The 22,799-nt window shown below is 65.1% G+C and carries 26 protein-coding genes; 7 read left to right on the top strand and 19 right to left on the bottom strand.

Going from position 1 to position 22,799, the window contains the following annotated elements; all coding sequences use genetic code 11:
• Nucleotides 1-101: 101 nt before the first annotated feature.
• Nucleotides 102-914, bottom strand: coding sequence for a TrmH family RNA methyltransferase (locus ACW5CM_RS11145; protein ID WP_438255190.1), 813 nt, complete (start codon nt 912-914; stop codon nt 102-104).
• Between the two features lie 94 nt (nt 915-1,008).
• Between ACW5CM_RS11145 and ACW5CM_RS11140 the strand changes: the two genes are divergently transcribed.
• The gene (locus ACW5CM_RS11140; protein ID WP_457125028.1) at nt 1,009-1,428 is read left to right on the top strand and encodes a ribosomal maturation YjgA family protein; all 420 of its coding nucleotides are present in this window, start codon (nt 1,009-1,011) and stop codon (nt 1,426-1,428) included.
• A gap of 79 nt (nt 1,429-1,507) precedes the next feature.
• Here ACW5CM_RS11140 and rplT read toward each other — a convergent pair whose 3' ends face one another.
• The 3 genes from rplT to infC all read right to left on the bottom strand — a co-directional run bounded on the left by rplT (nt 1,508) and on the right by infC (nt 2,832).
• On the bottom strand, nt 1,508-1,894 hold the full coding sequence (gene rplT / locus ACW5CM_RS11135; RefSeq protein ID WP_438255188.1) for a 50S ribosomal protein L20: 387 nt from the start codon (nt 1,892-1,894) through the stop codon (nt 1,508-1,510).
• Nucleotides 1,895-1,927: 33 nt separating this feature from the next.
• A complete protein-coding gene (gene rpmI / locus ACW5CM_RS11130; RefSeq protein ID WP_087133207.1) occupies nt 1,928-2,125 on the bottom strand; it encodes a 50S ribosomal protein L35 in 198 nt (65 codons plus the stop codon).
• 71 nt (nt 2,126-2,196) lie between these two features.
• Nucleotides 2,197-2,832, bottom strand: coding sequence for a translation initiation factor IF-3 (infC, locus tag ACW5CM_RS11125; RefSeq protein ID WP_438255242.1), 636 nt, complete (start codon nt 2,830-2,832; stop codon nt 2,197-2,199).
• A 244-nt stretch (nt 2,833-3,076) separates the two neighbouring features.
• Here infC and ACW5CM_RS11120 point away from each other — a divergent pair, with 244 nt between their 5' ends.
• Entirely contained in the window at nt 3,077-3,463 is a 387-nt protein-coding gene (locus ACW5CM_RS11120) for a DUF1844 domain-containing protein (RefSeq protein ID WP_438255240.1), read from the top strand.
• Between the two features lie 93 nt (nt 3,464-3,556).
• Here the strand turns inward: ACW5CM_RS11120 and ACW5CM_RS11115 are convergent, their stop codons facing one another.
• Complete coding sequence (locus ACW5CM_RS11115; protein WP_457125027.1) at nt 3,557-4,351, bottom strand: SseB family protein; 795 nt, start codon at nt 4,349-4,351, stop codon at nt 3,557-3,559.
• Nucleotides 4,335-5,081, bottom strand: a complete 747-nt coding sequence (gene priA / locus ACW5CM_RS11110; protein WP_438255185.1) for a bifunctional 1-(5-phosphoribosyl)-5-((5-phosphoribosylamino)methylideneamino)imidazole-4-carboxamide isomerase/phosphoribosylanthranilate isomerase PriA — start codon at nt 5,079-5,081, stop codon at nt 4,335-4,337. The genes ACW5CM_RS11115 and priA overlap by 17 nt, the downstream gene beginning before the upstream one ends.
• Nucleotides 5,082-5,237: 156 nt before the next feature.
• On the opposite strand from priA, the gene ACW5CM_RS11105 reads away from it, so the two are divergent.
• Nucleotides 5,238-6,428 (top strand): MinD/ParA family ATP-binding protein, encoded by a 1,191-nt coding sequence (locus ACW5CM_RS11105; RefSeq protein WP_457125026.1) that lies wholly within the window; start codon nt 5,238-5,240, stop codon nt 6,426-6,428.
• 14 nt (nt 6,429-6,442) lie between these two features.
• Here ACW5CM_RS11105 and hisH read toward each other — a convergent pair whose 3' ends face one another.
• Genes hisH through ACW5CM_RS11085 form a run of 4 tightly spaced genes read right to left on the bottom strand, consistent with a single transcriptional unit; the run spans nt 6,443 to nt 9,146 of the window.
• Nucleotides 6,443-7,078: an imidazole glycerol phosphate synthase subunit HisH gene (gene hisH / locus ACW5CM_RS11100; protein ID WP_457125025.1), complete on the bottom strand. Its 636-nt coding sequence runs from the start codon at nt 7,076-7,078 to the stop codon at nt 6,443-6,445.
• The gene (gene hisB, locus ACW5CM_RS11095) at nt 7,075-7,680 is read right to left on the bottom strand and encodes an imidazoleglycerol-phosphate dehydratase HisB (protein ID WP_438255181.1); all 606 of its coding nucleotides are present in this window, start codon (nt 7,678-7,680) and stop codon (nt 7,075-7,077) included. The genes hisH and hisB overlap by 4 nt, the downstream gene beginning before the upstream one ends.
• Nucleotides 7,677-8,762, bottom strand: a complete 1,086-nt coding sequence (locus ACW5CM_RS11090) for a histidinol-phosphate transaminase (RefSeq protein WP_457125024.1) — start codon at nt 8,760-8,762, stop codon at nt 7,677-7,679. The genes hisB and ACW5CM_RS11090 overlap by 4 nt, the downstream gene beginning before the upstream one ends.
• Nucleotides 8,763-8,783: 21 nt before the next feature.
• Nucleotides 8,784-9,146: a LysM peptidoglycan-binding domain-containing protein gene (locus ACW5CM_RS11085; RefSeq protein ID WP_457125023.1), complete on the bottom strand. Its 363-nt coding sequence runs from the start codon at nt 9,144-9,146 to the stop codon at nt 8,784-8,786.
• A 264-nt stretch (nt 9,147-9,410) separates the two neighbouring features.
• Between ACW5CM_RS11085 and lexA the strand changes: the two genes are divergently transcribed.
• A complete protein-coding gene (gene lexA, locus ACW5CM_RS11080) occupies nt 9,411-10,097 on the top strand; it encodes a transcriptional repressor LexA (RefSeq protein WP_457125022.1) in 687 nt (228 codons plus the stop codon).
• 107 nt (nt 10,098-10,204) lie between these two features.
• Here the strand turns inward: lexA and metE are convergent, their stop codons facing one another.
• Nucleotides 10,205-12,520: a 5-methyltetrahydropteroyltriglutamate--homocysteine S-methyltransferase gene (gene metE, locus ACW5CM_RS11075; protein ID WP_457125021.1), complete on the bottom strand. Its 2,316-nt coding sequence runs from the start codon at nt 12,518-12,520 to the stop codon at nt 10,205-10,207.
• A 23-nt stretch (nt 12,521-12,543) separates the two neighbouring features.
• Complete coding sequence (locus tag ACW5CM_RS11070) at nt 12,544-13,488, bottom strand: methylenetetrahydrofolate reductase (protein ID WP_457125020.1); 945 nt, start codon at nt 13,486-13,488, stop codon at nt 12,544-12,546.
• Between the two features lie 222 nt (nt 13,489-13,710).
• On the opposite strand from ACW5CM_RS11070, the gene ACW5CM_RS11065 reads away from it, so the two are divergent.
• Nucleotides 13,711-15,609, top strand: a complete 1,899-nt coding sequence (locus ACW5CM_RS11065) for an alpha/beta hydrolase family protein (protein WP_457125019.1) — start codon at nt 13,711-13,713, stop codon at nt 15,607-15,609.
• Between the two features lie 4 nt (nt 15,610-15,613).
• On the opposite strand, the gene smpB is transcribed toward ACW5CM_RS11065, so the two are convergent.
• The 3 genes from smpB to ftsE form a co-directional block, all read right to left on the bottom strand.
• Nucleotides 15,614-16,090, bottom strand: coding sequence for an SsrA-binding protein SmpB (gene smpB, locus ACW5CM_RS11060; protein WP_457125018.1), 477 nt, complete (start codon nt 16,088-16,090; stop codon nt 15,614-15,616).
• 84 nt (nt 16,091-16,174) lie between these two features.
• On the bottom strand, nt 16,175-17,089 hold the full coding sequence (gene ftsX / locus ACW5CM_RS11055; RefSeq protein WP_457125017.1) for a permease-like cell division protein FtsX: 915 nt from the start codon (nt 17,087-17,089) through the stop codon (nt 16,175-16,177).
• Nucleotides 17,086-18,102 carry a cell division ATP-binding protein FtsE gene (ftsE, locus tag ACW5CM_RS11050; RefSeq protein WP_457125016.1) on the bottom strand — a complete coding sequence of 339 codons (1,017 nt, stop codon included), beginning with the start codon at nt 18,100-18,102 and terminating at the stop codon, nt 17,086-17,088. The genes ftsX and ftsE overlap by 4 nt, the downstream gene beginning before the upstream one ends.
• Nucleotides 18,103-18,280: 178 nt before the next feature.
• On the opposite strand from ftsE, the gene ACW5CM_RS11045 reads away from it, so the two are divergent.
• Nucleotides 18,281-19,051: a DUF2510 domain-containing protein gene (locus ACW5CM_RS11045; protein WP_457125015.1), complete on the top strand. Its 771-nt coding sequence runs from the start codon at nt 18,281-18,283 to the stop codon at nt 19,049-19,051.
• Between the two features lie 58 nt (nt 19,052-19,109).
• On the opposite strand, the gene prfB is transcribed toward ACW5CM_RS11045, so the two are convergent.
• The gene (gene prfB, locus ACW5CM_RS11040; protein ID WP_438255167.1) at nt 19,110-20,222 is read right to left on the bottom strand and encodes a peptide chain release factor 2; all 1,113 of its coding nucleotides are present in this window, start codon (nt 20,220-20,222) and stop codon (nt 19,110-19,112) included.
• Nucleotides 20,223-20,331: 109 nt separating this feature from the next.
• On the opposite strand from prfB, the gene ACW5CM_RS11035 reads away from it, so the two are divergent.
• Nucleotides 20,332-21,561, top strand: coding sequence for an MFS transporter (locus tag ACW5CM_RS11035; RefSeq protein WP_457125051.1), 1,230 nt, complete (start codon nt 20,332-20,334; stop codon nt 21,559-21,561).
• Here ACW5CM_RS11035 and ACW5CM_RS11030 read toward each other — a convergent pair.
• The 3 genes from ACW5CM_RS11030 to ACW5CM_RS11020 are packed head-to-tail and all read right to left on the bottom strand — an operon-like array spanning nt 21,558 to nt 22,799.
• Nucleotides 21,558-21,968: a pilus assembly protein TadG-related protein gene (locus tag ACW5CM_RS11030; protein WP_457125014.1), complete on the bottom strand. Its 411-nt coding sequence runs from the start codon at nt 21,966-21,968 to the stop codon at nt 21,558-21,560. The genes ACW5CM_RS11035 and ACW5CM_RS11030 overlap by 4 nt on opposite strands.
• A 5-nt stretch (nt 21,969-21,973) precedes the next feature.
• Nucleotides 21,974-22,429 (bottom strand): TadE/TadG family type IV pilus assembly protein, encoded by a 456-nt coding sequence (locus ACW5CM_RS11025; protein ID WP_457125013.1) that lies wholly within the window; start codon nt 22,427-22,429, stop codon nt 21,974-21,976.
• Entirely contained in the window at nt 22,398-22,799 is a 402-nt protein-coding gene (locus ACW5CM_RS11020; RefSeq protein WP_439256041.1) for a TadE/TadG family type IV pilus assembly protein, read from the bottom strand. Before ACW5CM_RS11020 ends, ACW5CM_RS11025 begins: the two co-directional genes overlap by 32 nt.

Here is a 22,799-nt window from a genome sequence, read left to right as displayed (position 1 = left end):
ACCCCACACTAGGAGTACACGGACCCCGGAGCCAGCACTAAGCTCGTCGGGTTATCGAGTTGTAACCGACCAGAAACATGCGGCGGCAGCGGCTCGAGCGCTCAAACCCCGTCAGCCGCCCGCTGCGTGAACGCGCTTTCGTACAGGCAGACGCTCGCTGCCGTTGCGAGGTTGAGCGATTCAGCCCGTCCGAAGATCGGCAGTTTGAGCACGTGATCGGCAAGCTCGAGAGCATCCTCATCCAGCCCGCGCGCCTCATTGCCGAACAGCCACGCCGTCGGCTGGGCAAGCACACCCTCAGCGCGCGCCTGCAACAGATCGTCGCCCTTTACGTCCGCGGCCAGCACGGAGAGTCCGGCCGCGCGTGCCCGCGTGATCGCGTCTTCGAGTTCGCCCCCGACCGAAATTGGCAGATGGAACAGCGAGCCCGTCGTCGAACGGACGACCTTGGGGTTGTACAGATCGACCGTACGTCCGGTGAGCACCACGGCATCCGCGCCCGAGGCATCCGCCGCCCGGATAATGGTGCCGAGGTTGCCCGGATCCCGAATCTCGTGACAGATCGCGATCAGGCGCGGAGATCCTTCGAAGATGTCTCGCACCGACGCTGGCGTCTGCCGAGCGACGGCGACCACGCCCTGCGGGGTGACTGTGTCGGCAATCGCATTGAGAACTTCTTCGGCGACGTATTGAACCTGAACGCTATTCTCGGCCGACGCTGCACGCAGATCCGGATGTCTCTCCCACCCGGACGGTGTGGCGAAGAGTTCGACGATCGCCTCAGGATGGTAAGCCAGTGCCTCGCGAACCGCTTGCGGCCCCTCGAGGAGGAACAGACCCGTCTCCGTACGCGCGCTGCGCTTGGTCAGCTTCGCTACGGCTCGGACACGGGGGGACCGGGGATTCTCGAGCACGCTCCCAGTCTAGGGACATCGACCTCGCTCGCGCGCACCTGTGCCCCCGTCGTCATCCCGGCGATCACGCAGTTTGCCGGATTAGAGTTCCCGCGTGCCTGCGCCCGATCCTCGTTCCTCGACTCCCCGTCGCCTCATCGTGGCCACCCTCGCCGTGCTGACCGTCGCGGTCGGGCTCATCGTGCACGAGCTCGGCAGTGGCATCCCCGGTGACATCGCCGGAGACGCGCTGTACGGCGTTCTGATCTACCTGCTGTTCGTCTTCCTCATCCCGCGCGGTGCCCGCTCTCTTCCCGCGGCGCTGGCGATCATCTTCTGCACCGGGATCGAGTTCCTGCAGCTCACCGATATCCCCGCGCGGGCCGCGGCCGCGTTTCCCCCGGCTGTTCTCGTCCTGGGTGCCGGTTTCGATCAGCGCGACCTTCTCGTCTACGCATTCGCCATCATCGGCGCCATGATCGTGGATGTTGCGATCTCGAGGGCGATGCGGCGCCGGAGTGCCGATCGCAGCTGACGACCGTCCCGGCGAATGTCCCCCAGAACACAGAAACGGGCGCCTCCCCGAGGGGAAGCGCCCGTTATCCGAAAGATGCTTACGCAGCCGACTTCGGAGCGTTGACGTCCGAAGGCAGAGCCTTCTTAGCCGTCTCGACGAGCGAAGCGAAAGTCGCCGGCTCGTTGACCGCGAGCTCAGCGAGCATACGACGGTCAACCTGGACTCCGGCGATGCCGAGGCCCTGGATGAAACGGTTGTACGTCATGCCGTTCTGGCGTGCAGCAGCGTTGATGCGCTGGATCCACAAGCGACGGAAATCACCCTTGCGCTTGCGACGGTCACGGTACGAGTAGACGAGCGAGTGGATGACCTGCTCTTTGGCCTTGCGGTAGAGGCGCGAACGCTGACCGCGGTAACCCTTGGCGCGCTCGAGGATGACCCGACGCTTCTTGTGGGCGTTTACCGCCCGCTTGACTCTTGCCATTTTCCTGTGTTCCTATTCGTGCTTGCGTCGCGCTTAGCCGCGACCGAGAAGCTTGTTCGCGACCTTGGTGTCAGCCTTCGACAGCACCTGGTCCTGGTTGAGGCGGCGGGTGCGGCGGCTCGACTTGTGCTCGAGGTTGTGACGCATGCCGGCCTGCTGCTTCTTCAGCTTGCCGCTTCCGGTGATCTTGAAGCGCTTCTTAGCACCCGAGTGGGTCTTCTGCTTCGGCATCTTCTCTTCCTTCGTGTGGCGCCTTTTCAGGCGACGGTTTCAACCCGCGGTGCGGGAGTGCGTGGGCGGAATTATTCCGCGGGCTTCTCAGCCGGGGCATCTGCTTCGTGTGAACTGCGCGCGGCCTGCTTGGTCGCAACGCGGACGGCGTTCTGCTCGGCCTTCGCATCGGACTTGTTCTTCAGCGGGGCGACGACCATGACCATGTTGCGTCCGTCGATCGTCGGGTTCGACTCGACAATGCCGAGTTCGGCGACGTCCTCAGCGAACTTGCGCAGCAGACGAACGCCCTGCTCGGGGCGAGACTGCTCGCGTCCGCGGAACAGGATCATGGCCTTGACCTTGTCGCCAGCCTTCAAGAAGCCCTCAGCGCGCTTGAGCTTCGTCGTGTAGTCGTGTGCTTCGATCTTCAACCGGAAGCGGACTTCCTTGAGGATCGTGTTCGCCTGGTTACGGCGAGCTTCCTTCGCCTTCTGGGCAGCCTCGTACTTGAATTTGCCGTAGTCCATGATCTTGACCACAGGCGGCTTCGAGTTGGGTGCGACCTCGACGAGGTCAAGATCGGCTTCCTGCGCAAGGCGCAACGCTGCCTCGATGCGGACGACGCCGATCTGCTCACCCGCGGGACCGACGAGGCGGACCTCGGGGACGCGGATGCGCTCATTGGTACGGGGATCGCTGATGCGGAACTCCTTAAACGATGGGATCTGGCCACCATGACGCTGACTGCATCACGGGCGAAATCGGAATCGTTCCCCACCCACCGGTATTCAGACACCGGCTTCGCACCCTGAACTCCGGACAGTGTCCGGTCTACCGACGTGAGCCGGTGGAGTGCAAGACCCGGTAGCCTGGAACGGCAAGCGCGGGTGGGAAGTGAATCCTCTTTCGTTTCAGAGCGTACTGCTCTGAAGCCCGACAAAGTCTAACAGAAGGCAAGGCAAAGTGACGATTCCGGTTCAGGGCGACGGCCACGATGAGCGCCACGAGCGCTGGCAGCAACAAGAAGAGGCTGCTGCATCAGCTACGCGAGACATTGCGGATGTCCCCGCGGTCGAGGTGATCACCACCGCGGCCGTACATCTCATGAGCGCAGCGGCTGTGAAGGTGGGCCTCGCCGACGACCCGGGCACCGAGATGGATCTCGATGAGGCGCGAAAGCTGATCAATGCCCTAGCCGGCCTGATCACCGCTGGAGCTCCCGAGATCAGCGACATGCACGCGCGCTCGCTGCGCGATGGACTGCGTTCGCTGCAGCTCGCGTTCCGCGAAGCATCCGTCATCCCCGACCCGATCGGCAAGGGTCCCGGCGAAAAGTACACCGGCCCGGTCAACTGAGCCGCGAGCTAACCGACGTCGAGAAATGCTTTCCCGCATGAGAAAGGTGCTTCTACGCCCTGTTTCATGCGGGAAAGCATTTCTCGCGGCGCGCTACGCGCTGCGTGTGAGCTTCACAGACAGCGAGTCCGCGAGCACCGCGATGCGGTCATCGCCGGCCCAGCGCTGAGCCAACCGCGCCAGCACGGCGTCGAGGGTGTCGCGCTCCAGGCCGTCCATGAGTTCGAGGATGACCACCAGTTCGGGGCCCTCGAGGCGCGCGTCCGGATCACCGGATGCCACCGACACGTCGATCACAGCGAGCTCATGCGCGACGCTCTCCTGAAGTGCAGCGAAGACCTCGGGCGAATGGAAGCTCGGCTCCCACGCCAGCCCCTGCGCAATCGCCCAAACCGCCGGGCGACGGAGGATGAACTCGGTTTCGGAAGTCGGGTCCACAACGATGAGATCGGTATCCTCCGAGGATGCCGCCAGCGCTGCGCGCACAGCCTCAACGGGGATCGGCCGTGCCGAGGGATCCCATTTCTGCATCGCAGTGACCGAGGAGAACACCGGCTGCACCGTGCGCCCGTCGGGCGCGGCAACCGTGACGATCGAGAGCTCCTGCGTCTTGTCGACGGCGAGCCCGTGCGGCCCAACGCCCTCCTCGCCCTTCTCAGCGATGAGCGGGATCAGCACCCGCGCCGAGCGAAAGGCGTCGACCACCTCGACCTGACTGCCCTCCCCTGCACGGAAACGCAGCAGCGCCGCGAGCAGCGCAGGGTCGGCAGAACCGTCATCGCCGGCGTGCGGGTTGGACTCGAAGCTGCGCCCCTCCCAGGGAACACCCGCCGAATCACCCGGCGTCTCGGCACCGTAGCCGCAGGCGTCGTCAGTCTCCTGCGACATCCAGAGCCTCAGCCAGTGTGAACGCACCGGCGTAGAGCGCCTTGCCGACGATCGCACCTTCAACACCGAGGTGCACAAGTTCGCGCAGCGCCGCGATGTCATCGAGGTTGGCAACGCCACCGGATGCGATGACCGGCTTCGGCGTACGCGAAGTCACCTCACGCAGCAATTCGAGGTTCGGGCCGCGCAACGTACCGTCCTTGGTGACATCGGTGACGACGTAACGGCTGCAGCCGGCGTCCTCGAGGCGCTCGAGCACCTCCCAGAGGTCACCACCCTCCTTCGTCCAGCCGCGCGCCGCCAGCGTCGTGCCGCGCACATCCAGCCCGACTGCGACGGCCTCGCCGTAACGAGCGATGACGTCAGCGGACCACTCCGGATTCTCCAGTGCCGCGGTGCCGAGGTTGATGCGACTGGCTCCGCTTTCCAGGGCGGCCTCGATGCTGGCATCATCACGGATGCCGCCGGAGAGTTCGATGTTCACGCCGCGGAACTGCTTGATGACCCGGCGGAGGATCGCGGTGTTGTTGCCACGGCCGAATGCGGCGTCCAGATCGACCAGGTGGATCCACTCAGCGCCCTGATCGACCCATTCGCCGGCCGCATCGAGCGGATCGCCGTAGCTGGTCTCGGTGCCGGCCTCGCCCTGTGTCAGACGGACCGCCTTGCCGTCGGCGACATCGACCGCCGGAAGAAGGGTGAGTTTAGGTGTGGACGCGAAGTCGTTCATGTCATCCTCGGGTGGGGTGAAGAGCGCCGTAGACGGGCACGAGAACTGAGGCTACCCCGCGCTCGAGCACGCTTCAAATGCGAGACGCTCGGTGACGCGCAGATGACGTGGATTTATGCAGGCGTAGTGCAGGCCGGAGCGGTAGGCTCTCAGGCGATGTCTGGTGATACTGAAGCAGCAAAGCCTGCCGGCGAACTTCCGATTCGAGTGGGCGGCGACGATCATGCCGTCATCAGCTCCGTCCCGCTTGCGGAGTCGCCCCTCCTTCCCGCTCCGACGCAGCCACGGGGCGAGGCATCCAGCATCCCGCAGTACCGCAGGAGCAGCTCGTTGCCCGAGCCAGCCGACACGGAGACCCTCGGAGCCGGTCCGGCCGATTCCTCGGTTTCGGATGCCATCCCACCGTCACGGCGCGAACGACGCGAAGCCCGCGAGCGGCAGTCCTTCCTGCAGACCGACCGACCAGAAGAGCCGGCGCGCCACGGTGCGCGCGGAGCACTGAACAAGCTGGGGTTCAAGGTCTCCCCCAACGCCACCGAGCAATCCGAGCGCGATGATGAGACTGCCGTCAGCCGCCACTGGCCCGGCCCCCGCACGATCGCCGTTGTCAACGGCAAGGGCGGCGCAGGAAAAACCCCGACGACGATTCTGCTGTCCGCGGTCTTCGCTCGCTACGGCGGTGCTGGCGTTCTCGCCTGGGACAACAACCAGACGCGAGGCACGCTGGGCTGGCGCACCGAGGCAGGCGCCCACGACCGCACGCTGCTGGAGATGCTGCCGGAGACCGAGCGTCTGCTCGGCACTGGAGCACAGTCGGCAGACTTGGCCCATTTCGTTCACCATCAGCCGCGTGAGAAGTACGATGTGCTTCGGTCGAAGCCGATCCGGCTCGCGCATGAGAACCGTCTGCATCCGCAGGACGTCGACGCCATTCACGCGGTTGCCGCGAAGTTCTACCGGCTGATCATCATCGATTCCGGTAACGACGAATCCGACCCGATGTGGCTGCGCATGATCGACCAGGCCGATCAGATCGTCGTGGCGACCACGACGCGCGATGACCACGCCGAAGCCGGCGCGCTGCTCCTGGAAGCCCTCGAAGATCGCGACGAGCGTTCCGCACGCCTCGCCGAGCAGTCGATCGTCGTCGTGTCGCAGGCAGACCCGAAGGCGACGGCCGCGGACGTCGATCACATCGTCAATGGCTACCAGGAACTCGCCCGCGAAGTCGTCAGCATCCCCTTCGATCACGAGATGGTCGACGGGCACCTGCACTACGGTTCCCTGGCCAAGCGCACTCAGCGCGCCTGGCTGTCAGCTGCAGCAGCAGTTGCGCGCGGGCTCTGACGCCAGCGCCCTGATCAGAGGTTGTTGACCCAGTTCGTCAGCAGACGGATGCCGGCATCGCCGGACTTCTCCGGATGGAACTGTGTCGCAGAAAGCGGCCCGTTCTCCACGGCTGCCAGGAACGGCTTGCCGTATGTGGTCCAGGTCAGCTTCGGCCCGGGAAACGGCGGGATGACGTCGAGTTCCCACTGCTGCGCAGCATACGAGTGAACGAAATAGAACCGTTCGTCGGCAATGCCGTCGAAGAGCACGCTGCCGGCGTCGGGTGTCACCGTGTTCCAGCCCATGTGCGGCAGCACCGGCGCCTCAAGCTCAGTCACCGTTCCCGGCCATTCGCCGAGACCGTCGACGTACTGGCCCCGCTCGACACCGTGCGAGAACATCACCTGCATGCCCACGCACACACCGAGCACGGGACGCCCGCCGGCGAGGCGGCGGTCAATGATCTCGTCTCCGCCCTGGGCAACGAGAGCCCCACGCACCGCTGCGAACGCGCCCACCCCGGGCACGAACAGACCATCCGCCGCGAGGGCTTCGGTGCGATCACCTGTGAGAGTCGCATCGGCTCCAGCCGCGATCAACGCTTTGACCGCGGAGTGGACGTTTCCTGACTCGTAGTCGTAGACCGCAACAGTGGGTCTGCGCGTCACAGTGCGCCCTTTGTCGACGGAATACCCGACACCAGCGGGTCATGCGCCTTCGCCTGACGGAACGCGCGAGCGAATGCCTTGAACTCCGCTTCAGCGATGTGGTGCGGGTCGCGGCCGCCCAGCACACGAACGTGCACGGTGAGTGCCGCGTTGTAGGTGATCGCTTCGAAGACGTGTCTGACGAGTGACCCCGTGAAGTGACCGCCGATCAAGTGGTGCTCGAAACCGACTGGCTCTCCGGAGTGCACCAGGTACGGACGGCCGCTGATGTCGACGACGGCCTGGACGAGCGCCTCGTCCAGGGGAACCAGGGCATCGCCATAGCGGGAGATGCCCGCTTTGTCGCCCAGAGCCTCGCGAATCGCCTGGCCGAGGACGATCGAGATGTCCTCCACCGTGTGGTGTGCATCGATGTTCGTGTCACCGGTCGCGCGCACCGTCAGATCAGTCAGCGAGTGCTTCGCGAATGCGGTGAGCATGTGATCGAAGAATGGCACAGAGGTGTCGATCTGGCTCTGGCCCGACCCGTCGAGGTTCAGTTCAATCTCGACGGTCGATTCGGAAGTGCTGCGGCCACGGCTCGCGATACGGGAAGCGGTCATAAGGCTGATTCTATCGAGGCCAGAGCGTCGAGGAACGCCGTGGTCTCGGTCTCGGTGCCGGCGGTGACGCGCAAGTGGTTCGGGATGCCGACATCACGCACGAGGATGCCCCGTTCATACAGCGCCTGGAACGTCGCCTGCGGGTCGGCCACTCCCCCGAACAAGACGAAGTTCGACCACGATTCATGCGGTGTGTAACCGAGAGCTTCTAGAGTCGCTGTGATGCGGTCACGCTGTTCAACGATCTCGTCGACCATGCCCAGCATGGTGGACGCGTTGCGCAACGCTGCCACGGCAGCCGCCTGTGTCAGAGCGCTGAGGTGATAGGGCAGGCGTACCAACCGCAGTGCATCGATAAAGGCAGGGTCCGCTGCCAGGTAGCCCACCCGAGCCCCGGCGAATGCGAACGCTTTGCTCATCGTGCGCGATACCGCCAAGCGGGGACGCCCAGCCAAAAGAGTGAGGGCAGACTGCGCTTCGCGAGGCGCGAACTCCCAGTAGGCCTCATCGACGATGACCACGCCACGGGCAGACTCGTAGACCGCTTCGATCACGTCAAGACCGAGAGGAGTTCCCGTCGGGTTATTGGGGCGGCACAGCAGCACGACGTCGGCGTCTGCCTCGCGGACCTGCGCTGCGGCATCTTCTGCCGTCAACGTGTAGTCGGGTTCGCGGGTGCCCGTGACCCAGCGTGCCCCGGTACCCTGCGCGAGCAGCGGATACATCGAGTACGTCGGCGCGAACCCGAACACGGTGCGTCCAGGACCTGCGAAGGCCTGCATGATGTGCTGTAGCACCTCATTGGAGCCGTTACCAGCCCAGATCTGCGAGGCGTCGAGTCCGTGACCGAGATACTCGGCGAAACCCTCACGCAGCGTCGTGAACTCGCGATCGGGGTACCGGTTCACGTCGCGCAACGCGACAGCGATGTCATCGAGGATGTCGCTGGCCACCTCGTCGGGAACGGGATGAGTATTCTCATTGACGTTCAACGCAACCGGAAGCGGAGCCTGAGGTGCGCCGTAGGGTGTCAGCCCGCGAAGATCGTCGCGAAGAGGTAAGTCGTCAAGAGAAGCAGTCACCCTCCCATGCTAATGCTGGGTTCAGTTGGTGTACTGCGCGGGGATGGCCAGGCTCTGACCAGACTGCAGAGATCCGCCGCCCAGCAGGTTCAGCTGCTGGATGTCATCGATCACCGTACGCGGATCGGCGCCCGGTGCGATTGACTCCGCGATCGACCAGAGAGTATCGCCGGGCAGCACTATCACGCTCTCGAACTGCACGGGCTCGGCAGCTTCTCCGGACGCGAGCGCTGACCCTCCGCTGAGCGCGGCGAATCCGATCCCGGCCGCCAGCGGCAGGGCAGCAAGAGCAAGCAGCACGCGGCGCCCGCGCGTCGTCAGCCGCAGGCGCGTCGTGGCGCGGACGGGGCGGACTGCGGGGGCGGTAATGCTGATGGTGCTCATGAGTTTCTCCTCTGCCTCTTTGGCGTAGCGTTCGCATTCACCACTCGGCCGGGAGCGGCGAATGCGAAGCTACGTACCGAATGTATCTTCGAATTCGAACATCTGTCAAGACTTATTCGAAACCTCACCGAGAATTTCACCGACACGCTCGAACAGATCTTCCGAATGTGACCGTTTCTCGGATACGGTTTCGATAGAGACACACCATCACGGACCTCAGACATTCGAAGACGAGCACCGGCAGCGCGCACAAAGGAGCCACTCATGAGCGATAACTCAGCCCCTGACCCGGGGGCACCGCGCACACGTCGGCGCAAGAACCTCAGCCCGAAGCAGCTGGCGATCCTCGAGGTCATTCAGACGTCGATCGCAAAGCACGGCTACCCGCCGAGTATGCGAGAGATCGGCGATGCCGTGAACCTCAAGTCACTCTCGAGCGTCACGCATCAGCTGGGCCAGCTCGAGCTCAGCGGCTACCTGCGCCGCGACCCCGGTAAGACGCGCGCCATGGAGGTGCTGATCGATCTGCCCGGCACCAGCAGCGAAAACCCCGCAGATACGAGCACGCCCGTCGGTGATGCCGCGATGGTTCCTCTGGTCGGCCAGATCGCCGCCGGCGTGCCGATCACCGCCGACCAGCAGGTGGAGGAGATCTTCCCGCTCCCCCGTCAGCTCGTAGGCAAGGGCGATCTGTTCATGCTCAAAGTTTCCGGCGAGTCGATGATCGACGCCGCCATCTGCGACGGCGACTGGGTTGTCATCCGCACACAGAACACCGCGGAGAACGGTGAGATCGTGGCCGCGATGCTCGACGGCGAAGCGACCGTCAAGACGTTCCGCCAGCGCGATGGCCACACCTGGCTGCTCCCTCGCAACTCCTCCTTCGAGCCCATCCTTGGCGACGACGCCGTCGTGCTCGGCAAGGTCGTGGCGGTGCTGCGCGCGGTCTGAGCCGCTCATCTGATCCACAACGCAGAGACCGCCCTCCCCGGCCTGGGGAAGGGCGGTCTCTGCGTTCTCGGTGCAGTAAGACTCTAGAGAGCGCGGACTGTCCGGCGTCAGGCGGTCACCGCTACCTCGGCGCGCACGCGGCGCGTCGCCTCGACGATGTTTTGCAGCGACTGGGTCGTCTCCTCGTAGCCACGAGTCTTCAATCCACAGTCGGGGTTGACCCACAGTTGACGCGTCGGGATCTCATCGACGGCCCGACGCAGCAACGATTCAATCTCGTCGGCGGTGGGAACACGGGGTGAGTGGATGTCGTACACACCCGGCCCGATGCCGTGGGTGAATCCCACCTCGGCGATGTCGGTCACCACATCCATCCGGCTGCGGGCCGCCTCGATCGAGGTGACGTCAGCATCCAATGCACGAATCGCATCGATCACCACGCCGAACTCCGAGTAACACAAGTGCGTGTGCACCTGTGTCGCTGGCGCCGCCCCACCGGTCGCCAAACGGAACGATGCCACCGACCATTCCAGGTACGCCGCCTGGTCATGCTTCTTCAGCGGCAGCAGTTCCCGCAGCGCGGGCTCATCGACCTGGATGATCCGGATTCCGGCGTGCTCCAGGTCGCTGATCTCATCACGGAGAGCCAATGCGACCTGGTTGGCGGTCGCCTGCAGCGGCTGGTCGTCGCGAACGAACGACCACGCGAGAATCGTCACCGGGCCGGTGAGCATCCCCTTGAGGTGCTTCGCCGTCTTCGACTGCGCGTAGCTTGACCATCCCACGGTGATCGGGGCAGGGCGCGAGACATCGCCCCAGAGGATCGATGGCCGGGTGGCGCGCGAGCCATACGACTGGACCCAGCCGTGCTCGGTCACTGCGAAGCCGTCGAGGTTCTCCGCGAAATACTGCACCATGTCGTTGCGTTCTGGTTCTCCATGCACCAGCACATCCAGCCCCAGGTTCTCCTGCAGCTCGATGACCGTGTCAACCTCGCGGCGTAGGAACTCTTCGTACTCATCGTGCGAAAGCTCGCCGCGAATGTACTGCGCACGGGCGCGTCGGATGTCACCGGTCTGCGGGAAGGAGCCGATCGTCGTCAGCGGCAGTGCCGGCAGGTCGAGTGCTTCGTCCTGCGCGCTCTCACGCTGTTCGTACGGCACCCGTGAGAAGTCGCCTTCGGCGAGTTCACGTGAGCGCACCACACCGTCTCGTACCCCCGGAGCATCTCCACGGTCGGCAAGGGCTGCGGATGCAGCATCCAACGCGTCCTGGATCGCGGCGCGCCCCTCGGAGAGTCCGCGAGCCAGCGTCACCACCTGCTCGACCTTCTGGTCGGCGAATGCGAGCCAGCTCACCAGACGGTCATCGAGCTTCGATTCGTCGGCGATATCGTGCGGAACGTGCAGCAGCGACGTCGACGTGGATGCGATGACCTGCCCAGCACCGAGCGCCCCCAGAGCCTCGAGCTTGTCGAAAGCGGCAGAGAGGTCACCGCGCCAGATGTTATGACCGTCGATGACGCCGCCGACGAGCGCCTTGCCGGAGAGACCATCGACAGCTGCGGGTATATCCCCGCGCACCAGGTCGATTCCGATCGCTTCGATCGGTGCAGCGGCCAATACGGCGAAATTCGCGTCGAGCGCGGCGTAGGGAGCCGCAACGAGGATCGACGGGCGATCAGCTGCGGCGCCGATGACCGCCAGCGCACGCGCGGCAGCATCCCCCAGCTGCTCCACCGAAGCGGGCAGCGATTCGCTGACCAGCGCCGGCTCATCGAGCTGCACCCATTCCGCGCCGGCAGCGCGCAGGCGGGCGAGCAGGTCGACGTACACCGGCACGAGATCGTCCAAGCGCGACAGCGGGTCAAAGCCCTCCGGCGCGGCATCCGACGCCTTCGCCAACGCCAGCAGCGTGACCGGACCGACGATCACCGGACGGCTGACGTAGCCTGCGCTGATGGCTTCGGCGACCTGCTGAACCAACCGGTCGCTGGACAGCGAGAACGCCGTCTCCGGGCCGATCTCCGGCACCAGGTAGTGGTAATTCGAGTCGAACCACTTCGTCATCTCCAGCGGCGCCCGCTCACCCTCGCCGCGGGCGATCGTGAAGTACGCCGGCAGTCCGATCGATCCGTCCGCTTCACGCAGACCCTCGAAACGAGCGGGGATCGCACCGACGGTGACGGCGGCGTCGAGCACCTGGTCGTAGAACGAGAAGGATTCCGGAATGGCGGAATCGGCGCGACCCAATCCACGTGCTGTCAGTCGCTCCCGCGTTGCAGCGCGCAACTGTGCTGCGGTGGACTCGAGTGTGTTCAGATCGCTGCGGCCTGACCAGAATGCCTCGACAGCCTTCTTGAGTTCGCGTCGGGGTCCGATGCGCGGATAACCGAGGATCGTCCCCTGTGGGAGTGCGGTCATGATGTTTCCTTTCGGGGATGGGTTCAGCGACGCAGAGCAGGAGTCACGCCTGCTTCTGCCAGGACGGTGAGCACGGTTTCGTGCTGGTTGAAGGCGTACAGATGGACGCCCGGTGCGCCGCCGTCGACGACTTCGCGGGTCAGCCGGGCTGCCCATTCGATGCCGATCTCGCGACGCCCCTCGACGGTGGGTTCCACTTCCAGCGCGATGGACAGCTCGCTCGGCAGGTCCGCGCCGGTGAGCTCGAGCACCCGGTTCAGCCGAGCGGGAGACGTGATCGGCATGATGCCGGGGAGAATCGGGATGGTGATTCCTGCAGTGCGCGCCCGTTCGACGAATGCCAAGTAGTCGTCGGCATGGAAGAACAGCTGGGTGATCGCGAAGGTGGCACCGGCCGCCTGCTTCGCCAGCAGGGCTTCGACGTCCTGCGTACGGTGTGCTGAGCGCGGATGCCCCTTCGGGAAGGCTGCCACGGCAATGTCGACCCTGCGGCGCGGAGCGACTTGAGCGGCGCCCGGGATGCCCGGAACAGGCGTCTCCTCATAGGGGGCATGCTCTGCCTGGACCCGATCTATGAGCTGCACGAGTTGCGCAGAGCTCTCCAGATCGCCGAGGAACCCTTCCGGCTGATCGTGCGGTGGATCCCCGCGCAACGCGAGGAAACTGCGGATGCCGGCATCCAGGAACTCGCGGATCAACGTGGCCGCTGCGGCGTACGTGTTGCCCACGCAGGTGAGGTGCGCGAGAGGCTCGACGTCGGTGTTCTCCCGGATGAAGCGAAGAACCTCAAGCGAGCGCCCGCCAGTGGAGCCACCCGCGCCATAGGTGACCGACAGGAATGCCGGCCCGCTCTCAGCCAGTCGCAGGACCGTCTCGCGCAGCGCATCGTTACTCGCGGAGGAGCGTGGCGGGTAGAGCTCGAAGGAGAACGGCACGCGCGCGGCGGCGGGTGAGGACTCAGAAAACATGGTGCTCCTGGATGACAGAGTGGGCAGTGCACAGCCACGAATGACGCCGGTGGATCCGGACCGTTCGCGGGCGGGTGCCGGGCTCGGCTGTCGCTCCACAGCCAGGGTGAACCGGCCGTTTCCACGAATTTATGGCACCGGCACCCGGACGCGCACTGTGTGTGACGCCATGTGTCGAAGCCTCAGCTCCGCGCGCCCGGCGGCACCGCCTAGGCTCGAAGAATGCAGCCGTACGGTACTTGGCCATCGCCCTTTCGAGCCGCTGACATCGCGTCCGCCACCCCGCGCATCGACGGCGCGCGATTCGTGGGCGAGGAGATCTGGTGGGGCGAGTCCGTTCCCGACGAGGGGGGCCGCTTCACGGTGCGAAGCTCGAGCGGTGAGGTGCTACTGCCGGCCCCCTGGAGCGCTCGCTCTCGCGTCCACGAGTACGGCGGCGGAGCGTGGACGGCGGATGCCGAAGGCACGCTGTTCTTCGTCGACGCGCGGGACCAGCGGGTGTATCGGATGCGCCGGGGCGAGCGCCCGCAGCCGTTGACGCCGGCGGGCCCCAGTCACGGTGGATTGTCAATGCAGCAGGGGCGCCTGCTCGCCGTCCGCGAAGACCTCACCGTGCAGCCGCATCTGCGGGCGCTCGTTGAGATTCCCACCGACGGCTCTGCCGCCACCGAGGCGTCGGCGGTCCATGTGTTCGTACAGGGCACCGCTTTCTTCGCGCACCCGGCGCTCTCCCCCGATCGCACACGGATCGCGTGGGTGGAGTGGTCCGGCCGGCAGATGCCCTGGCAGAGCGCCCTGCTACGCATCGCGACGGTGGGCGACGACGTGTTCGCCGATGTCCGCACGCGTGCAGCCCTGCAGCCGGAGTGGGTCAGCGATTCCGAACTCCTCTACGCCGATGATCCGAGCGGGCGATGGGCGCTGTTCCGGCTCCGCATCGACGGCCTCGATGCGTCAGGGCCCGAGCCCGTTGCCGCATCCGATGCCGACGCCGACACCGGCTACGGGCTGTGGGTGCTCGGCAACCGGTGGTACCGTCCGCTTGCCGACGGACGGATCGTTGCCGTGCGTACCAATGGCTCTGATGAGGTCGTCGTGATCCAAGCAGACGGCTCGGTCGACACGCTGGACACACCGGCAAGCGGGCACGTCAGCGTCGACGATGTCTCCGGCAGCCGCGTGCTGCTCACGGGCGGCAGCGCGACCGCCACTGCTGGGCTGTGGTGCGTCGATGTGGATTCCGGCGTCGTGACGAGCATTCGCGGCGGCACCCCGGCAGATCCGGCATGGATGCCGCCAGCCACGCCCGTCCGTTTTGCAGGCGCGTACGGCTCGGTGCACGCGTTCGATTACGCCCCGGCCAACCCCGATGCCACGGCCCCGGCTGATGAGAAGCCGCCGTATGTCGTGTTCGTGCACGGCGGACCGACCGCGCACGTTACCGGTGCCGCGTCCGCTGCGATCGCGTATTACACCAGTCGTGGAATCGGCGTACTCGATGTCAATTACGGCGGATCCACTGGCTACGGTCGCGCCTTCCGCGAACGCCTCGACGGCGAATGGGGCGTCGTCGACGTGGACGATGTGCTCGCCGCTGCGCGCGGCCTCGCCGAATCCGGACGCGCAGACCCGGAGCGAATCGCTATCCGCGGCAGTTCAGCAGGCGGCTGGACCGTGCTTTCGGCCCTCGTGCGGGGCGGCGTGTTCGCCGCGGGTATCAGTCGGTACGGCGTCACTGATCTGCGGATGCTGGCACAGGACTCGCCCGACTTCGAGAAGTATTACATCGACGGACTCGTCGGCCAGCTTCCCGACGCCGAGCAGCTCTACATCGACCGCTCGCCGCTCACCCACGCGGAGCGGATCGACGTGCCGGTACTGCTGTTGCAGGGTGCGGATGACCGGGTCGTTCCGCCGTCACAGTCCGAAGCGATTCGCGATGCGCTTGCCGCCGGTGGAATCGACCACGAGTACGTGCTGTATCCCGGCGAGGGGCACAGCTTCCGCCGGGCCGAGACGATCGTGGATGCACTGGAGCGGGAGCTGACGTTCCTGGGCCGGGCCTTCGGGTTTACCCCTTCGATCCCGGCGCCCCGCTCAGGGAGTGAATCCGACGCCTGACGTTCTACTCGCCGGTGCGGTTACGCAGGCGCATGGCACGTTCGGCTTCGCGCGTGTCCTGACGTTCGCGCAAGGTCTGACGCTTGTCGAACTCGCGCTTGCCCTTAGCGAGAGCGATTTCGACCTTGGCACGGCCGTCGAGGAAGTAGAGCTTCATCGGAACGAGCGTGTATCCGCCCGCCGAAACGGCGTGATCGAGCTTCTGGATCTCTTCGCGGTGCATCAGCAACTTGCGGATGCGCTTGGCCGAATGGTTCGTCCAGTGCCCCTGCGAGTACTCCGGAATGTGCACGGAGTCAAGGAAGATCTCATTGCCCTTGATGAAGGCGTAGCCGTCGGACAGGTTCGCCCGCCCCTGCCGCAATGACTTCACTTCGGTGCCGGTGAGCACCAGCCCCGCCTCGTACGACTTTTCAATGTTGTAGTCGTGACGTGCGCGACGATTGGTCGCGATGACCTTCTCCCCGCGTTCCCTGGGCATGATGGTTCCTAACTTCCGGTGAACAGCCCTTCAGCCTACCGTCCGATCGCTGAGCTTGTCGAAGCGGCGGGAACGGCCGTTGGATCAGGTGCGCAGCCAGCGACGGATCGCGAAGCCAGCCGACAGCGCTGCCAGGATCACACCGATGCCGATGAGCACCGGCACGACGAGGATCGCATCCGACATCGACACCCACGTGGTGATGAACGGTACCCGCCCCTTGAGATAGCCGTTCACACCGAAGTGCATCCCGGCGATCACCGCGGCGCTGGCCAGGGCCGATCCCAGGAAGGCCGCGAACACGCCCTCGAGCACGAACGGGGTCTGAATGAAGCGGTTCGATGCGCCCACCAGACGCATGATCCCGATCTCTTTGCGGCGTGCGTAGGCCGAGAGACGGATGGTGGTCGCGATCAGCAGGATCGCGGCGATCAGCATGAGTACCGCAATACCCACGGCGATATAGGTGGCAACGGTGAGAGCAGAAAACAGCGGGTCGAGATACTGCAGTTGATCTCGGACCTCTTCTACGCCGTTGACACCGGCGAAGGCTTCGACGATCACCTGAGACATACCGGGATCCTTGAGCGTGACGTAGAAGCTCTCCGACATCTGCTCTTCGGTCAGGACGCTGGCCTGCTCCTCGCCGAGCAGTTCGGTGAGGTTGGCGTAGGCCTCAGCCTTCGTCTCGAATCGCAGATCGCTGATCAGCGAGCCCAGAGCACTGCCTTCCAGCTCGCCACGCACCTGTTCGAGCTGTTCCTCGGTGGCGGGGCCGTCCACACAGGTCTCCCCCTGCGAAACCGGGGAACACATCGAGACCGACACCTGCGCCCGCTCGGTCCAGTATCCGCGCATGGTGCTGATCTGCCCCTGCATGAGGATCGCAGCGCCGACGAACGTCAACGAGACGAAGGTGACCAGCACAACCGAGATCACCATTGAGATATTGCGCCTCAGGCCCCCGAGGGCCTCCATGAGGATCAGTCCCACCCTCATGATGTCGGCCCCACTTCTTCGTCGCCGTCCGTATCGGACAGGCCCAGACGGTCGGCGACACCGAGTTCAGCGACGTCGACCTCAGGAAGGGCGAGGGGATGCGTTCGGGGACCGGCCGACGCCGGCGCGGGGGTTTCTTCCGCTGCGGGCGCCGTCTCGGATGCGCTCACGTGGTTCGGAGCATCACGAGCAGCTTTCATCGAGGCGAGCATCTCGGCGGTGAGCGGCTCCAGCGATTCGGTCTGGCGCTGTACTTCGAGCATTGCGGTGAGCGCGGCCGTCGCAGCCACACCGCGCTGCTGCTGGGGCGCCAACTGCGGAATCATCGAGCGATCGCCGTAACCGCCCTGGACCTCGTCACGGACGATCTCACCGTCGCGCAACTCGATCACACGACGTTGCATCTGATCCACGAACGCGGCCTCATGCGTGGCCATCAAGACAGTGGTGCCGCCAGCGTTGATGCGGGCGAGCAGTTGCATGATGTCTACGGATGTCGCCGGGTCCAAGTTTCCGGTCGGCTCGTCGGCGAGCAGCACCTGCGGACGGTTCACGAGGGCGCGAGCGATCGCGACACGCTGTTGCTCACCGCCAGAGAGCTCATGCGGCATCCGCTTCTCTTTGCCTGCGAGACCGACGAGAGCGAGCGCTTCCGGAACCGCCTGCTGCACGAACCCCCGCGACGATCCGGTGACCTGGAGCGTGAAGGCGACGTTCTGGAAAACGGTCTTGGAAGAAAGCAGACGGAAGTCCTGAAAAACCGAGCCGATGTGGCGCCGGAAGTAGGGAACCTTACGGTTCGCGAGCGAGCGCAGATCACGCCCGAGCACAGCGACCCGCCCGGACGTGGGGACATCCTCACGAAGGATCAGACGGAGGCAGGAGGACTTCCCTGATCCCGACGCTCCAACGAGGAATACGAACTCGCCTCGCTGGACTTCGAAGTCGACGCCAGCAAGGGCCGGGCGCTTCGTTCCGCGGTAGCGTTTGGTGACGTTCTCGAACCGAATCATGGCGTCTACGAGCCTAAGCGCGCGTTCGTTCCTAACTGCGAGCGACACCCCCTGTGCGCTGTGACGAGCAACCATGGGGATCGCTCCCCATGTGCACTGGCATAGTGTCGCTGGTAACCATGAATGTGGGGGCGACTGTGTCACTCCCGATCTGTATCCCTAATCACGAAGGACTCTCATGAACACCCCTGCAGGCTGGTACGACGATGGATCTGGACGCCAGCGGTGGTGGGATGGACAGCAGTGGAGTGAGCACTACGCACCCGAGTCGGGCGCGCCGGGCGCTGTGGCAGCACCGGCGATGCCTGTCGAGCCGGCCGCAGTCAAGCCCCTAGCCACGAAGCCGTCGATCATCGGACTCATCGCGCTCGGTGCTGCCGTGCTGGGAACGATCCTCGCCTGCATCCCCTTCACGATGGTCGTGGGCTGGATCCTGCTGCCGATCGCCTTCGTGCTGTCGATCATCGCGTTCTTCATCGCGGGCAAGAAGTGGGCTCCGATCACGGCCATCTCGATCTCAGTGGTCGGCACCATCATCGCCATTGTCGTGGCTATCGTCGCCGCCGCGGTCGCACTGACCAGCTACGTCGAAGAGGTCGCAGTCCCGTCGCCCTCGGCGTCTTCGGCGCCGTTGGATGCACCGTCAGATGCGCCGTCAGACGCACCCTCAGATGCGCCGGATCTTCCCGAGAGCGACACGGATGCCTCACAGCGCCCGACCGGCGAAGAGGTCGGCATTGGGCTCGGTGAGATCTTCGCCTCCAGCGGTGCGGGCGCCTACCCTGAGGAGCAACTCACCTGCCTCGGCGACGCGCTGGTCGAATCCGACATCGACAATGAGACGCTGCAGACGGTCGCGGACGGATACGATGCCGTCACCGACGAGGTGGCCGCAGAGGTCTTGGGCACGACGCTGGCCAGTGCCATGGTTACCTGCCTGATGCCGTAATCGACCAGGCGACGATGAAGGCCTCGGGAGTCGAACTCCCGAGGCCTTCGCTGTGCGGTCAGTCGTCGTCGTCGCGGCGCTTTCGCCAGCGGATTCCTGCGGAGATGAAATCGTCGAGGTCACCGTCGAAGACAGCTGCCGGGTTGCCAGATTCATGTCCGGTGCGCAGGTCCTTGACCAGCTGCTGGCCGTACAGGAAGTACGAGCGCATCTGGTCGCCCCAGCTCGCGGTGATGTTGCCGGCCAGCTGCTTCTTCTTCGCAGCCTCTTCTTCTTTCTGCAGCAGCAGAAGGCGAGTCTGCAGCACGCGCATCGCGGCGGCGCGGTTCTGGATCTGCGACTTCTCGTTCTGCATCGACACGACGATGCCGGTGGGAAGGTGGGTCAGTCGCACAGCGGAGTCGGTGGTGTTGACCGACTGTCCGCCGGGGCCAGAGGAGCGGAACACATCAACGCGAATGTCATTTTCCGGGATCTCCACCGCCGTGGCCTCTTCCATGAGTGGAATGACCTCAACCGCGGCAAAGCTCGTCTGCCGCTTGTCCGCCGAGCCGAAGGGGCTGATTCGCGCCAGTCGATGCGTTCCCGCTTCGACCGACAGCGTTCCGAAAGCGTAGGGGGCGGTGATCTCGAAAGTGGCGGATTTGATTCCGGCGCCTTCCGCGTAGGAGGTGTCCATGACCTTCGCCGGATACTTGTGGTGTTCGGCCCAGCGCAAGTACATGCGCATGAGCATCTCGGCGAAGTCGGTGGCGTCATCGCCGCCGGCGCCGGAGCGGATCGTGATGATCGCATTGCGATCGTCGTATTCGCCGTCGAGCAGCGTCTGCACCTCGAGCTGGTTGATGGTGGCCGTCAGCGCTTCGAGCTCGGTGCGGGCCTCCTGAGCGGAGTCCTCGTCTTCCATCTCATTCGCGAGTTCGACGAGAACCTCGAGGTCATCGAGTCGCCGGGCGATTCCCGTGATGCGCCCGAGCTCGGACTGCCGGTGACTGAGAGCGCTGGTCACCTTCTGCGCCTGCTCGGGGTCGTCCCAGAGGTCGGGAGCGCCGGCTTCTTCGCTGAGTCGGGCAATGTCCTCACGGACGCGCTTGACATCGACGACCTCGCTGATGTCGGCGAAGGTGTGCTTGAGCGTCTGGATGGCGGCGGAGAGATCGAGTTCGAGCATGACACCCCAGCCTATCCTGGTTGGCTGTGTGCGTGCATGCGTGCAGTTGCGAGGGAGGTAGCGTGAACCCGTGAGCAGTGCATCGTCGGTCCTGAGGCAATTCGGACCCATGGTGTACCTGCCCACCATCCTGTTCGCGATGGGCGAGGGCGCCGTCATCCCGCTCATTCCCGTGATCGCGGCCGCTATGGGCGCCGATATCGCGGCGGCAGCGTTGATCGGCGCGGCACTCGTCGTCGGCCAACTCTGCGGCAATCTCCCCGCGGGCTGGGCTGTTGCCCGTATTGGCGAGCGCTTCACGATGGTGATCGCTGGCGCGACCGCGATGGTCGCAGTGATCGGGATGATTCTCGCTCCGGTGATCGGGGTGTTCGCGTCCGCGGTCTTTCTGCTGGGGTTCTGTGCGGCCGCATTCGGTCTGGCCCGGCACACGTTCATGACGACCCGGGTGCCGCTGCCGTATCGAGCCCGCGCGCTCGCGCTTCTGGGCGGCAGCTTCCGTTTCGGCACCTTCGTCGGGCCGTTCGTCACGGCCGGGCTGCTTCAGCTCTTCGGCGATACCAGCACGGCGATCTGGTTCTTCCTCATCTGTCTGCTGGTCATGATCGTGCTCGTGCTGTTCGGCCCGGATCCGGAGAAGACGGTCTCCGCCGTCGCGGTTTCGGTCTCGCTCACCGAAGATTCCGGAGAGGTGGTGACCGGATCGATTCCCACGCTCGAGCGCATCGGGGTGTTCCAGACGATGTGGCGCTACCGCGGGGTCCTCGGCCGTCTCGGACTCGCCGCGGCCAGCCTGTCTTCGCTGCGCTCGGCACGACAGGTCGTCCTGCCGTTGTGGGGAATCTCGCTGGGTCTCGATGCACAGACGATCGCGTTGGTGGTCGGCGTCTCCGGTGCGATCGACTTCGCGCTGTTCTACGCCAGCGGCCAGGTGATGGACCGTTTCGGCCGACTGTGGGCGGCAATGCCGGCAATGCTGCTGATGGGGTGTGGCTTCCTCGCCCTCTCGCTCACCCATGATGGCGATGCCGCGATCTTGTGGTTCGGGATGCTGGCCGGTGTGCTCGGAGTGGGGAACGGTCTCTCCAGCGGCATTCTCATGACGCTCGGCGCGGATGCTGCGCCTCGACAGAATCCGGCGGCCTTCCTGGGGTCGTGGCGCACGCTGACGGATGCCGGCGGAGCACTGGCTCCGCTCCTCATCGCTGGAGTGACAGCGGTCGCATCGCTGTCTGTGGCCGCCGCCTTGATGGGCGCGATCGGGCTGATCGGAGCGTACGGGTTCTTCCATTGGATTCCGCGGCGCGAGCCAGAATGCGACCCCGGCGAGACCGATTAGCGCAGCGCGGTGCGGCTGCTCGCCGTCGCCTCGAGCCGGATGCCGTCGGGCACGAACGGCGAGATCAACGGCGGATGCCACGCCGCGGCGACGGTCACCCGCGCGGTGGAATCATCAGCTGCGGATGCCGATACCACCGTCGAGGGCAGCGAAACAGCATCCACAATGGCGACGGCCTGCTCGAGAACACCCTCATCCGTGAGAACCGCGTGGACGGCATCCCCGTCGACCACGAGCGTGAAACCGTCAGCTCCGGCGAGCGCCGCAGAGTCAGCCAGCGAATCCAACCGCTTCTGCGCGATGTGCAGGTCCGTGGCGCAGACGCACACGGTGATGGCTGCCAGCGCGATTACGACATAGCCGAGCAGCAGGGGCAGGATGCTGCCGTCGTCGTTGTTCCCGGGCATCATTCTCATCCGCTCCCCCACAGCCTCGACATCTTGTGCGCGGCCTCTGCCTGCAGGGGGATCTGTGCAAGCTGGTCCAAACCGAATGCGGCCGGCACGAACGGCAGCGACACCACGGCATCCACGGTGACGAAGACGGTCACGCCGGCTGACGGGCACGGCAGGCCGGCTGGAGTGCACGAGATAGATACCCCGACATCTTCGGCGCCCAAGCCGTACTCATCGACCACATTGGCCAGCACGGCGGCGCTGCTCCGGGCGGCGGATTCCTGATCATCTGATTGGCCGATCACGCGGGCGGTGTGGCGGGCGGCGGCCTCAACACCCAGGGTGCTCTGCTGGATCACTCCGAGCGTGATGACCAGGTACGCCAGCGGCACGAGGAAGATCACTCCGGCTGCCAGGAACTCCAGCGCGGCCGAACCGCTCTCATCCCCCGTCCAGCGACTCCATCGGCGCATCGGCATCCACCTCCAATCCCAACGGCACGCCCAGCAGTCCGATGATCGGCAACGTCGTGCGCACAGTCACGATGGCCGTGGGATGCCCCAATCGATCGCTTTCGATCACGCTGATGTCTTCGGCGAACCCCTCTCCGACAGCACGGACGATCGACATCCGGGTGCGTTCGGCGCCCTCGGCGAGAGTGGTGTCGGCGAGGGCCGCGTAATGCGCCCCTTCGACGGCGGCATCGTGCACCACGTTGCGCACATACACGGCGAAGCCCAGCTGCAGGACGGCCAGAGTGAGCACAGTGAGCAGCGAGCCGACGAGAATGAAATCAACGGGACTGGACCCGCGCTCATCCTGCGCCCATGCTCGCCGGCTCAC

Source organism: Microbacterium wangyouchuni, from assembly GCF_054072595.1.
This window is presented reverse-complemented; position numbering and strand designations above follow the sequence as displayed.